At 42.0% G+C, this 13,268-nt stretch carries 9 protein-coding genes and 3 tRNA genes; 6 read left to right on the top strand and 6 right to left on the bottom strand.

Features of this window, described 5'->3' with window-relative positions; genetic code table 11:
• The first annotated feature begins 79 nt into the window (after positions 1-79).
• From AADY36_RS09055 to prpF, 5 genes are all read left to right on the top strand, one after another.
• Positions 80-781, top strand: a complete 702-nt coding sequence (locus tag AADY36_RS09055; protein WP_054561374.1) for a GntR family transcriptional regulator — start codon at positions 80-82, stop codon at positions 779-781.
• A gap of 87 nt (positions 782-868) precedes the next feature.
• Positions 869-1,744: a methylisocitrate lyase gene (prpB, locus tag AADY36_RS09050; RefSeq protein ID WP_054561375.1), complete on the top strand. Its 876-nt coding sequence runs from the start codon at positions 869-871 to the stop codon at positions 1,742-1,744.
• Between the two features lie 24 nt (positions 1,745-1,768).
• Entirely contained in the window at positions 1,769-2,893 is a 1,125-nt protein-coding gene (gene prpC, locus AADY36_RS09045; RefSeq protein ID WP_054554725.1) for a bifunctional 2-methylcitrate synthase/citrate synthase, read from the top strand.
• 116 nt (positions 2,894-3,009) lie between these two features.
• On the top strand, positions 3,010-5,601 hold the full coding sequence (gene acnD / locus AADY36_RS09040) for a Fe/S-dependent 2-methylisocitrate dehydratase AcnD (RefSeq protein WP_342408879.1): 2,592 nt from the start codon (positions 3,010-3,012) through the stop codon (positions 5,599-5,601).
• Between the two features lie 3 nt (positions 5,602-5,604).
• Positions 5,605-6,774: a 2-methylaconitate cis-trans isomerase PrpF gene (gene prpF / locus AADY36_RS09035; RefSeq protein ID WP_054561378.1), complete on the top strand. Its 1,170-nt coding sequence runs from the start codon at positions 5,605-5,607 to the stop codon at positions 6,772-6,774.
• Between the two features lie 40 nt (positions 6,775-6,814).
• On the opposite strand, the gene AADY36_RS09030 is transcribed toward prpF, so the two are convergent.
• A complete protein-coding gene (locus AADY36_RS09030) occupies positions 6,815-7,723 on the bottom strand; it encodes a substrate-binding periplasmic protein (RefSeq protein ID WP_054561379.1) in 909 nt (302 codons plus the stop codon).
• Between the two features lie 194 nt (positions 7,724-7,917).
• On the opposite strand from AADY36_RS09030, the gene AADY36_RS09025 reads away from it, so the two are divergent.
• Positions 7,918-9,864 carry a glycoside hydrolase family 97 protein gene (locus AADY36_RS09025; protein ID WP_055021024.1) on the top strand — a complete coding sequence of 649 codons (1,947 nt, stop codon included), beginning with the start codon at positions 7,918-7,920 and terminating at the stop codon, positions 9,862-9,864.
• Between the two features lie 175 nt (positions 9,865-10,039).
• On the opposite strand, the gene AADY36_RS09020 is transcribed toward AADY36_RS09025, so the two are convergent.
• The 5 genes from AADY36_RS09020 to AADY36_RS09000 form a co-directional block, all read right to left on the bottom strand.
• Positions 10,040-10,107: transfer RNA gene (locus tag AADY36_RS09020), tRNA-OTHER, on the bottom strand.
• 294 nt (positions 10,108-10,401) lie between these two features.
• Positions 10,402-10,478, bottom strand: a tRNA-Val gene (locus AADY36_RS09015).
• A gap of 198 nt (positions 10,479-10,676) precedes the next feature.
• Positions 10,677-10,753, bottom strand: a tRNA-Val gene (locus tag AADY36_RS09010).
• Positions 10,754-10,867: 114 nt separating this feature from the next.
• Positions 10,868-11,887, bottom strand: coding sequence for a DUF3080 family protein (locus tag AADY36_RS09005; RefSeq protein ID WP_055022257.1), 1,020 nt, complete (start codon positions 11,885-11,887; stop codon positions 10,868-10,870).
• Positions 11,862-13,220: an MATE family efflux transporter gene (locus AADY36_RS09000; protein WP_054561383.1), complete on the bottom strand. Its 1,359-nt coding sequence runs from the start codon at positions 13,218-13,220 to the stop codon at positions 11,862-11,864. The genes AADY36_RS09005 and AADY36_RS09000 overlap by 26 nt, the downstream gene beginning before the upstream one ends.
• Positions 13,221-13,268: the final 48 nt, after the last annotated feature.

Raw genomic sequence — 13,268 nt, 5'->3', positions numbered from 1 at the left:
TTGACACTTGCAATGATAGGGCGCATAGTGAACTCACAAATTGTCGACAATCTTAATTTAGTACTTTGATAGACCTATTATGACAGAGCAAAAAGCCAACGATAACTACAACGATATCACGATAACAACAGCATCAGACCAAGTGTTTGTCGACATGCGTCGTGAAATTGTCCAAGGCACCATCGAGCAGGGTAGCAAAATTTCTGAGCCAGAACTTGCTAAACGCTATGGTGTAAGCCGTGCCACCTTACGTGAGGCGCTAAATCGTTTAGAGAGCTGTTATTTGGTAGAGCGTAAAGCAAATGTCGGTTGCCGTGTCGTTGCACTAACAGCTGAGCGTTTAATCGAAGTCTATCAGGTTCGTAGTGCCTTAGAAGGGCTGGCTTGTCGTTTAGCTGCCGATAACATGGAACCTGAAGAAGTGCAGGGTTTAAAACAGTTATTGAACCAGCACTTACAAACACAGCGTGTAAAAGAAGGTGAATCATACTACCAAGAAGCGGGCGACCTTGATTTTCATTATCGCATTATTAAAGGGTCGAAAAACGCACACTTAATTCATCTTTTATGTAATGAGTTGTACCAGTTAATTCGTATGTACCGTGTACAAATGGGGATGGTTGGGCCGCGTGTATCAAAAGCGTTTGATGAACACTTGGCTATTATTAATGCCATTGAAAACCATGACGGTGAATTAGCCGAAATGCTTATGAAGCGCCATATCAGTGCGTCTCAGGCAAATATTCAGACTAAGTTTGACTTACTCGCAGCAAAAAATTAGTAGCGCTTTAGTTAAACAGTCACAATTTAGATTTAAAAAATAGAGTTAGCCAAAGAGCTAAAACCGTTCAAAGATAGGAGTTATCCAATGTCAGCAGGATTGAAATTCAAACAGGCAATCGCCAACAACAAGCCATTGCAAGTGGTTGGCACCGTCAACGCGTACTGCGCAATGATGGCAGAAAAAACAGGTCACCAAGCACTTTACCTCTCAGGTGCGGGTGTTGCTAACGCATCATACGGCATGCCAGATTTAGGTATGACTAGCCTTGATAACGTACTTGAAGATATTCGTCGAATCACCAGCGCTACCGACTTACCGCTTCTTGTTGATGCTGACACAGGTTGGGGCGGTGCATTTAATATTGCTCGTACCGTTAAAGAAATGACCAAAGCAGGCGCAGCGGGCTTTCATATTGAAGACCAAGTAGCACAAAAACGTTGTGGTCACCGTCCTAATAAAGAGATCGTGTCTAAAGATGAAATGGTTGACCGTATTAAAGCTGCGGTTGATGCCAAGACAGACAGTGATTTTTATATTATGGCGCGTACTGATGCATTTCAAAAAGAAGGCTTAAATGCCGCGATTGACCGCGCAGCAGCGTGTGTTGAAGCAGGTGCAGACGCCATCTTCGCAGAAGCGGTACATGATTTAGCAGATTACCAAGCGTTTGCTAAAGCGTTAAATGTGCCGATTCTTGCAAATATCACTGAATTTGGTCAAACGCCACTTTATACAAAAGAGCAATTGAGCGAAGTGGGTGTTGAAATTGTACTTTATCCACTTAGTGCATTTAGAGCCATGAACAAAGCCGCACTTAATGTGTATTCGTCTATTCTTAGCGAAGGCTCGCAACAAAGCCAAGTAGACAATATGCAAACACGTGCGGAATTATATGAGTTTTTAGATTATCACTCATATGAAAACACACTCGATAACCTTTTCTCAGCTAAAAAATCATAACGACAACATATAAGGAGAACACTCATGGTAGATAAAGCATTAGGCGGCGCAGGTTTACGTGGTCAAGTAGCAGGTGAAACAGCACTGTGTACAGTAGGTAAGTCAGGTTCAGGTTTAACTTATTGTGGTTATGATATTAGTGAATTAGCAGATAAAGCGCAGTTTGAAGAAGTGTCTTTTTTACTGTCGCGCGGTGAATTACCAACAGAGTCTGAGCTGACTGAATATAAAGCAAAGCTAAAATCACTACGTGGTTTACCAGATGCACTTAAAACAGTGCTTGAAAACATTCCTAAAGACGCGCATCCAATGGATGTAATGCGTACGGGTTGTTCTATGCTAGGTAACCTAGAAATGGAGCAAGATTTCTCGCAAGCGAATGATGCGATTGATCGCCTAGTTGCCGTATTCCCAAGCATTATTTGTTACTGGTATCGTTTTAGCCATGACGGCGTTCGTATTGAAACTGAAACAGATGATGATTCGGTAGGTGCACACTTCTTACGTTTATTACATGACGAAGCACCATCAGCACTGTTCGAGCAAGTAATGAATGTGTCTTTAATTCTTTATGCAGAGCATGAGTTTAATGCATCAACATTCACTGCGCGTGTGTGTGCATCAACATTGTCTGATATTCACTCTTGTGTAACGGGTGCTATTGGTAGTTTACGTGGTCCATTACATGGTGGTGCGAACGAAGCGGCTATGGATATGATTGAAGGCTTCACAAGTGCAGACCAAGCTGAAGATGCACTGATGGGTATGCTTGAGCGTAAAGACAAGATCATGGGCTTTGGTCATGCCATTTACCGTGAATCAGATCCACGCAACGTGATCATCAAAAAGTGGTCAGAAAAACTGGCAGCAGAAGTGGGTGATGATGTTCTATATCCTGTGTCTGTTCGCTGTGAAGAAGTTATGTGGCGTGAAAAGAAATTATTCTGTAATGCTGATTTCTTCCATGCATCTGCGTATCACTTCATGGGGATCCCAACTAAGTTATTCACGCCAATTTTCGTGATGAGCCGTGTAACAGGTTGGACAGCGCACGTGAAAGAGCAACGTGCTAATAACCGTATTATTCGCCCAAGTGCAGATTATACGGGCCCAGAAGCGCGTAGCTATACGCCAATTTCTGAGCGTTAATCGTAATTAAATCAGTGATAGGGGTAGCTTGGCTGCCCCTTTATGAAGGGGCGAAATAAATACAAAAACAATCAGGCCACCTTTGTTCACCGTCACCAAGTACAAGTAGAATCATCATGAATACAAATTTTAGAAAACCATTAGCAGGCACCGGCGTCGATTACTTTGATACGCGCTCTGCTGTTGATGCAATTAAACCGGGCAGCTATGACACACTTCCTTACACATCAAGAGTACTTGCCGAAAACTTAGTTCGTCGCTGTGACCCTGAAATGCTAAATGATGCACTGTCGCAGTTAATTGACCGCAAGCGTGATTTAGATTTTCCATGGTTTCCTGCGCGTGTTGTGTGTCACGATATCTTAGGTCAAACAGCGTTAGTTGATTTAGCAGGCTTGCGTGATGCAATAGCTGCAAAAGGCGGCGATCCTGCAAAAGTGAACCCTGTGGTACCTACACAGTTAATTGTTGATCATTCATTAGCGGTTGAACACGCAGGTTTTGAACCTGACGCATTTGAAAAAAACCGTGCTATTGAAGACCGTCGTAACGATGACCGATTCCACTTTATCAATTGGACAAAAACAGCATTTAAAAATATTGATGTGATCCCGCCGGGTAACGGCATTATGCATCAAATCAATTTAGAGAAAATGTCACCTGTGATCCAAAAACGTGATGGCGTGGCATTCCCAGATACATTAGTTGGTACAGATAGCCACACACCTATGGTTGATGCGCTAGGTGTAATTGCTGTCGGTGTAGGTGGCCTTGAAGCTGAAAGCGTGATGCTTGGCCGTGCATCTTACATGCGTTTACCTGATATTGTAGGTGTTGAACTAAAAGGCAAGCCACAACCGGGTATTACTGCAACCGATATCGTATTAGCGATCACCGAATTTTTACGTAATGAAAGAGTTGTGTCGACCTACCTTGAATTTTATGGTGAAGGTGCCGATGCACTTACCCTAGGTGATAGAGCAACTATCTCTAATATGACGCCAGAGTTTGGCGCAACAGCTGCGATGTTCTACATCGATGACAACACACTTGATTACCTACGTTTAACAGGCCGTGAAGATGAGCAAGTTAAACTAGTTGAAACTTACGCAAAAGAGACTGGCCTTTGGAGTGATAGCCTTAAAACAGCCGAGTATGAGCGTGTGTTAACTTTTGATCTGTCTTCAGTTGGTCGCAATATTGCGGGCCCTTCAAATCCACATCGCCGTGTTGCAACAAGCGAACTTGATAAAGCAGGTATCACTGGCGTTGTTGAGAATGAAGAAGGCTTAATGCCAGATGGCGCCTGTATCATTGCTGCAATCACAAGTTGTACGAATACCAGTAACCCACGCAACGTTATTGCTGCAGGTTTACTTGCGCGTAATGCCAACGCTAAAGGGTTAACTCGTAAGCCATGGGTTAAAACATCACTGGCACCGGGTTCTAAAGCGGTTAAATCTTACTTAGAAGAAGCCAATTTATTACCTGAGCTTGAACAACTTGGCTTTGGTATTGTTGCCTTCGCGTGTACAACCTGTAACGGCATGAGTGGTGCGCTTGATCCAAAAATTCAGCAAGAAGTGATTGACCGTGACCTATACGCAACGGCTGTACTTTCGGGCAACCGTAACTTCGATGGTCGTATTCACCCTTATGCTAAACAAGCATTCTTAGCTTCACCACCACTGGTTGTTGCTTATGCTATTGCCGGTACTATTCGTTTTGATATCGAAAAAGATGTATTAGGGCATGATCAACAAGGCAACGAAATTCGCCTTATGGATTTATGGCCATCAGACGAAGAAATTGATGCAGTGATTAAACAAAGTGTTAAACCTGAGCAGTTCAAAAAGGTTTACGAGCCAATGTTTGATTTAAGTGTAGATTATGGCGAAGACAACGATCCGCTTTACCAATGGCGTCCACAAAGTACTTATATTCGCCGTCCTCCTTATTGGGAAGGCGCATTAGCGGGTGAACGCTCTTTGAGTGATATGCGTGCCTTAGCTGTGTTGGGCGACAACATCACTACTGACCATTTATCACCTTCGAATGCGATTTTAGCGTCAAGTGCTGCTGGTGAATACCTCGCTAAAATGGGTCTCCCAGAAGAAGATTTTAACTCGTATGCTACTCACCGAGGTGACCATTTAACAGCACAGCGTGCTACATTCGCTAACCCTAAGTTATTGAATGAAATGGTTAAAGAAAATGGTGAAGTGAAGCAAGGTTCATATGCTCGCATTGAACCAGAAGGCAAAGTGACGCGTATGTGGGAAGCTATCGAAACCTACATGCAGCGCAAACAACCGCTTATCATTGTGGCTGGTGCCGATTATGGTCAAGGGTCATCACGTGACTGGGCTGCAAAAGGTGTACGCCTAGCTGGTGTTCAAGTGATTGCAGCCGAAGGCTTTGAGCGTATTCACCGTACCAACTTAATTGGTATGGGTGTATTACCGCTTGAGTTTAAAGCAGGTACCACGCGAACTACGCTAGGTATTGATGGTAGTGAGAGTTTCAGTGTTAAAGGTGAGCCAACACCAGGCGCAACACTGACACTAGTGATTACCCGTGCCAATGGTGAAATCGTTGAAGTACCAATGACGTGCCGTTTAGATACAGCTGAAGAAGTGTCAATTTATTCAGCGGGTGGTGTACTGCAACGTTTCGCGCAAGATTTTTTAGAATCTGAGGAGCACTAAGCAATGGTATTTAAACCACAAATTAAGGTGCCAGCGACCTATATGCGTGGCGGCACCAGTAAAGGGGTGTTCTTTAACTTGACTGATTTACCCGAGCCTGCTCAAGTGGCAGGTGAGGCGCGCGACAACCTGTTATTACGTGTGATTGGCAGCCCCGATCCTTACCAAAAACAAACTGATGGTATGGGCGGTGCAACCTCAAGCACCAGTAAGACGGTGATATTATCGAAAAGTACTAAAGCTGATCACGATGTTGATTATCTGTTTGGTCAAGTTGCTATCGATAAAGCGTTTGTAGATTGGAGTGGTAACTGCGGTAATTTAACTTCAGCAGTCGGGGCCTTTGCTGTGTCAAATGGTCTTGTTGATGCCAGCAAAATTCCAGAGAACGGCGTTGTTGAAGTTAAAGTATGGCAAGTCAATATTAGTAAAACCATCATAGTGCACGTGCCAATTACTAACGGTGAAGTGCAAGAAACTGGTGATTTTGAGCTTGATGGCGTGACCTTTCCAGCCGCTGAAGTAAAACTTGAATTTATGGACCCTGCTGATGGCGAAGGGGCTTTGTTCCCAACAGGTAACTTAGTCGATGAATTAGAAGTGCCGGGTATTGGTATGTTGTCTGCAACGATGATCAATGCGGGTATTCCTACAGTTTTCATTAACGCCAGTGAAGTTGGCTATGATGGCACAGAGCTACAAGAAGCCATTAACGGTGATGCATCGGCACTTGAAAAGTTAGAAACGATTCGTGCCTATGGGGCGTTGAAAATGGGGCTAATTTCTCATATTGATGAAGCAAAGGCACGTCAACATACGCCAAAAGTAGCTTGGGTTGCACCAGCTAAAACTTATCATGCATCAAGCGGTAAAGTTGTAAACGAAGCTGATATTGATTTAGTAGTACGTGCTATGTCGATGGGTAAGTTGCACCATGCCATGATGGGCACGGCTGCGGTTGCAATAGGTACTGCAGCTTCTATTCCTGGTACCTTGGTAAACCTTGCTGCAGGTGGTGGTGAGCGACAGGAGGTAAACTTTGGTCATCCTTCTGGCACTTTAAAAGTGGGCGCTGCTGCAACACTTGTTGATGGTAATTGGCAAGTCACAAAAGCAAGTATGAGCCGAAGTGCACGTGTATTAATGGAAGGCTGGGTTCGAGTGCCCGAGTAGTACTCACTTGCGTACTGATATAATCAAAATAAAGCGGCGTTTACGCCGCTTTGTCTAATCCGTAGCATTGTTGCTTCATACCTTCAATAAACTCATCAAACTTGCCGCTCTGTTGCATGAGTTCTATTTCATCATTTAAGTCTTCTAAAACTTTTTGCCAGTGTGGCGTTGATTTGCTGACAGAAAAATATAGCGGTTTGTATTCAAGCTTAGGCTCTAATGCGACCAGTGATTCTAGTATTTGTCGTTTGCCGCTAATTGATAATTCAGACTTGTAAACGCTTGCTTTTAACACTTCAAGATCTGCCACAATCAGGCTTACGCGGTTACTAAGTAAGAGATGAATTAGTTGGTACTCATTATTAGCGACGATTGTATCGATTTCTTTATTATCAATCATGGCATCGAGTTCTTTGGTGTTTTTATATGAGCGAACTACACCAATAGGCAAGTCTTTTACAGAGTTTAAATCGCCATTAAATGGAATTTGAGTTCCCTTTAACGCCACGAAAGAAAGATCCCCACCTGGAATGGCATGGCTCAAAGCGAGTAAATCGTTGCGGGTTTTATCAAGGAAGTTATCTGAAATAACATCATCTTCAACGAAATATTCAGGAAAAAGAATATCAGCGCGGCCTAGTTCAGCTTCTCTTACGGCACGTGCCCAAGGATAAAAACCAATATGCACGCCATAACCTTTTTCAAGTAAGGAGCTTACAGTAAATTGATAGAGCCAGCCTTTGTTGCATAAGTTTTCGTCTATATAAGGAGGCCAATCTAAAGTAACGAGCTTTAATACATGTTTGGCATCTAAGTTATACCCATATCCGCCGTTGAAACGCACCGCTTCTTCAGTGATGATTTCGCCATTTTTTTCAAAGCTAACAGGCGTAAGGCCCGCAAGAGCTTGATATGAGGCGAATAAAAAAAATACGGTCAGTAGTTTCATAAATTGTTTAAGTTTTTGTTATTTATCTAAAGCTTAGCCTTTTGCCGTAAATATACAACCTAGTAACTGTAACAATATCTAACGGATGGAGTACATTTTTCGATCACAGCTTATATTAATAGACTTGAGTGACAAAAAGTTTACATTTGTATTATGATATCACTTAATGCTTTTGCAGCTTAAGGATAACAACAATGATAAAACCAAGTATCTATATATCACTTCTCACAAGCTCTATGCTTGCTCACGCACAATTACCGCTTAGCGTTACAAGCCCAGATGGACAAATAACTGTAAAACTCGAAAAACAACAAAATCAGCTTGTTTATAGCGTAAATTATGGCAACCAAGAGTTTTTGCAGCAATCACAGCTTGGTTTAAATACCAACCTGGGTGATTTTTCACAAAGCCTAAAATATAAAAGCCATACAACAGCTTCAGTCAATGAAAGATATAAGCTGCATAATGCAAAGGTGAGTGAAGTAAACTACACGGCGAATACCTTAAAAGCGCAATTTGAAAATCAAGAGGGCAAAGTACTAGGAGTCGAGTTTAACGTGTCTGATAGCGATGTTGCATTTCGTTATCAGATATCGGGAGCTGAAACTGATACCCGTATTAAGGTGTTAGCTGAATACAGTGCTTTTAACCTACCAGATAATGCAACCACGTTTATAAGCCCACAAGCCTTACCTGAAACGGGCTGGATGCAAACAAAACCAAGTTACGAAGAGCCTTACACCTTCAACGAAGCCCTTGGAACACCGTCAGCGAATGGCGTGGGCTATACATTTCCTGCATTATTTAAAAATAGCGATAAAGGTTGGTTATTAATTTCTGAAACCGGTGTTGATAGCCATTATGTTGGCTCAAAATTAAGCGAGGGCACGAAAGACGGTGTTTATCGTATTTCATTTCCTCAGGCTGGAGAAAACAATGGCATTGGTGCAACTTATGCGGCTATGGCAATGCCTGCAACCACACCTTGGCGCACCATCACGTTAGGAACGAGTTTAAAGCCAATTGTTGAATCAACCGTGGCGTTTGATTTGGTTAAACCCCTTTATCAAGCAAGCCAAGAATATAAAATGGGTCGTTCAACATGGAGCTGGATTGTTTGGCAAGACCCAAGTATCAACTACGATGACCAAATCAAATTTATCGATTTAGCTGCATCATTAAATTTTGAATATGTATTAATCGACAATTGGTGGGATAAAAACATTGGCCGCGAGAGAATGGCTGAATTGGTTAAGTACGCCAATGGAAAGGGCGTTGATGTTATTTTATGGTACAACTCAAATGGCTGGTGGAATGACGCACCTCAAACCCCACAAAATAGAATGAACAGTGCACCAGCACGTCGAAATGAAATGGCGTGGTTGCAAAGCATTGGTGTTAAAGGGCTTAAAGTAGATTTTTTTGGTGGTGACAAACAAGAGACCATTAAACTCTATGAAGATATTCTTACAGATGCAAATCAGTATGGTTTAGTGATCACCTTTCATGGCAGCACCATCCCGCGTGGCTGGGAAAGAATGTATCCTAACTTCGTCACATCTGAAGCGGTACTGGCATCGGAGAACCTTGTTTTTCATCAAAATTCGTTAGATTTACATGCGTATAACGCGACTATTTTACCGTTCACTCGTAATGCTATTGGCGCTATGGACTTTGCCCCAGTGTTTTTAAACAAACGCTTATCTCAAGATCAAACAGTCGGCAATATTCGTAAAACCACAGATACATTTGAACTGGCAACAGGTGTGCTTTATCAATCACCAGTGCAACATTTTGGCCTGACGCCAAATAACCTTGAAGAGCAACCTAAATTTGTTATTGATACTTTAAAGGCGATGCCAACGGTATGGGATGAAACACGCTATATTGCAGGTCAGCCGGGTCAAGATGCAACGATTGCGAGGCGTCACCAGCAAACATGGTGGGTAGCAGCCATAAATGGTGAAAATAAATCTAAAACATTAGATATTGATTTGCCTATGTTAGCAGGTAAAAAAATCACCCTGTTGTTTGATAAAAAAGATGGCAGTGCAGGTAGTAAGCAAGTCACAGTAAGTAACAGTGGTAAATTAACCTTAAACTTACTAGCTCAAGGTGGCGCACTGATAATTGGTCGCTAAATGTGAGTTAATAGGCGATAAACAAAACCAAGTAGAGAAAAGCGAGCAGGTTGCTCGCTTTTTTTATAGCTATATTTGCCTTGTTAAATTAGACGTGGGTCACAGAGAGGAGGGATGCGCTAATAAACTTAGCTTTTTATTTTTTTAAATTAGAGAAATTTAGAATTAGTACACAGAGTGGATTCGAACCACCAACTTTTGGCGCGGGTCATAGAGAGCGGTAGTGCTCTAACCAACTGAGCTTTTAAATTTATAATTCGGAAAAATTAGAATTGGTACGACCGAGTGGATTCGAACCACCGATTTTGGCGTGGGTCATAGATAGCGGTAGTGCGCTAATCAACTGAGCTACAACTGTATGATTTTGGTTTTATGATAGAAAAATTATAAAGAATTGAATAAGTTGGTACGACCGAGTGGATTCGAACCACTGACTTTTGGGCCGGGTCATAGAGAGCGGTAGTGTTCTAACCAACTGAAATAGAACTGTATAATGTTGATTTTAGGATAATAAAATTATGAGGAGTTTGAATAAATTGGTACGACCGAGTGGATTCGAACCACCGACCCCTACCATGTCAAGGTAGTGCTCTAACCAACTGAGCTACGGTCGTACTGAGATGTTAAAATCAAGATTGGTACAACCGAGTGGATTCGAACCACCGACCTTTGGAGCGGGCCATTAAGAGTGGTAGTGCTCTTTCCTTTGGTTATACCTAAATCATGGTACAACCGAGTGGATTCGAACCACCGACCTTTGGAGCGGGCCGTTAAGAGTGGTAGTGCTCTTTCCTTTGGTTATACCTAAATCATGGTACAACCGAGTGGATTCGAACCACCGACCCCTACCATGTCAAGGTAGTGCTCTAACCAACTGAGCTACGGTTGTATTTTGATTTTAAATGGTTGTTAGCGTGGCTAAACAACGGAGGCTAATATATAGCGACTGGTTGTGTGAATCAAGCAGCTTTAGCTATTTTTATGCTAAGTGCTGGTTTTTTATTCATAACGGACTAATTTCGCACCTTCTATAAAAACCTTGCCACCAAGTGACATGGCTTTTAGCTGAGCGCTTTAGATTTTGTAAAATTGCATCATTACTATCGCTCTCTACAAATTTGCCCATTTCTGTGTCACGCCATATTTGCTGGTAAAGAGGTTGTAGGGTTTCTAATCGACCCACTAAGAATGATTGATAGGGCTGTAATTGCTCTAAATAAAACTTTTTAAACACATTACTTAGCGTTTGTGCCTTTTGTTTATTCTTGTTCGCAGGGCAGAGCTCATCTTTTGAGTACTGCTTGAGCAGCGCTGTTATTTGTTGATTGTAATGTGTTTGCACCCTTGCCGCCGAAATAAGAAGCTTGTTGTATTTAAAACGGTTTAATACTTCGAGTTGGTTGATGATTTGCTCAGGGTCTACAGCGTTTATTTTGCCGTTATTAATATGGTTGTTTAATTTAGCAATTTGCTCCATCGCGCTCACGGTTTCGCTAAAACCTGCGGTGTTTTCATCAATGTGAGTCGAACTTAGCTGCCAGATTTGCTTAAACTCGCTTTCGTTGAGCAGCATAGCTTTAAAGTAGTTAGGAAGGTTTGCTTGCTTTTGTACTGCGGTGAGTTTTATTTTTTCAAACAGATCATCCTGATCTTCAAAGCTTTCTAAGCACTCATTTGCGCTTTGAATAAACTTAATTTGATAACTAAGAATGTTAGCAGGCGTCGCTGTTTTGCCAAGCTGGTTATTGTGCTCAGCAATAAGGGTTGCAAGTTTACATTGACGTAACTGGGCAAGTTCAAGCATGCCAATGGTTGCTTTATCTTCAGTATTTTCAGAAAAGCGGTTAACAGTTAGTGTACTTGGTTTAGAGAGTTTAAAACTTTCAGTTTTAAGTACGTTTTCTAATCTTTGTGCGTAGGTGTGATTTACATCACCGGAAGAGGGCGTGCAGGCAATAAGTGCCAGGCACGCTGTTGCGATGATAGAGTTTAAAAGGCTATTGGTTTTGCAAAAAAGGTGCATGTTTAAATCGCCTATGAACAGTGAACATCAACATAATTGCTGCGGCACTTAACCCCACAATAATACCTATCCAAAAGCCATGAGGGCCCAGTGCTGGAACAATTAAATCTGTACGAGCAAGTACGAAGCCAAGCGCAAAGCCGATCAACCAATAGGATACAAAGGTGATATAACCAATCGGTGCCGTGTATTTCAATCCACGTAAAATACCATTGGCAGAAACTTGCAGGGCATCTGGTAACTGGTAGATACAAGCAAGTACCATGATTGAAGAAGCAAGAGCTAATACTTCAGGGTTGTCAGAATACAATTGGCTTATAATATCTCGAGCAAAAAAGGTCACACTTGCCAGTAAAAAAGCAATAATTGCCGCGAGAATATAACTCGTTTTAACGGCATTTTTTAACTGCTGATAATGTTGTTGGCCAAACAAATTGCCTATTCGAATGCTAATGGCAATTGAGAGGCTCAACGGCATCATAAACAGTAATGTCGTCACACTGGCTGCAATTTGGTGACCGGCAACAGCAACCGCACCTAAGTGTGCTATAAACAAAGGAATACAAGCAAATAGCGTTACTTCAAAAAAAGTAGCTAATGAAATTGGAATACCTACTTTGGTGATAGTCCACAAAGTAGCGGGCTTTGGCGCTTCGAAATTGGCTAGCAATGCTTTGGCATCAATCTTTTTGTTAAAGTGACAATAAATAACCTGAGTTAACGCCATTGCTGTAAATACCAGCGCCGTGGCAATACCACAGCCCGCGCCACCGTACGCTTGAAAACCTAATTTACCGTGTATAAATACGTAGTTGGCCGGAATATTAACTGCTAAGCCAATTAAACTAATGTAAAAAGCAGGTTTGGTCATTCCCATACCTTCAGTGATATTTCGGTACACACTGAAAAGTAAAAAACCAAAAATACCCCATTTAACAAAATGAATGTATTGCTCAGCTAAGTGGGTAATAGACTGTGAAGTATCTAATTGACTAAGCACAGTATCAGCAAGGCTTGCCAGCCCTAAACCGATTATGGCAAGTACTAACGCCAGATACAGGCCCTGTTGAAAATAATGACTAATACCTTGTTTATCGTTTGAACCAGCAAACTGCGCTATGATCCCGGTTAACGCCAATAATATGCCTTGCAGTGCAAGCATCAACGGATTCCAAATACCCGTTGCAATAGAAAGTGCTGCCAAGTCTGTTGCACTCACTTGGCCTGCCATCACGGTATCAACAACCGTCATTAAAATAAGGGTTACCTGTGCCAAAAAAACAGGAATGGCTAACGAAATTAACCTTTTGGCTTCCCAACTACAAAAAGACATAAATTACACGACTAAATAAACAGACAGCCATTGTAATCTATTCATAGA

This window comes from Pseudoalteromonas sp. D15MCD-2 (genome assembly GCF_038562745.1).
Taxonomy (GTDB): domain Bacteria; phylum Pseudomonadota; class Gammaproteobacteria; order Enterobacterales; family Alteromonadaceae; genus Pseudoalteromonas.
Note: the sequence above shows the minus strand (reverse complement) of the source record. Positions and strands in the feature narration are given on the sequence as shown.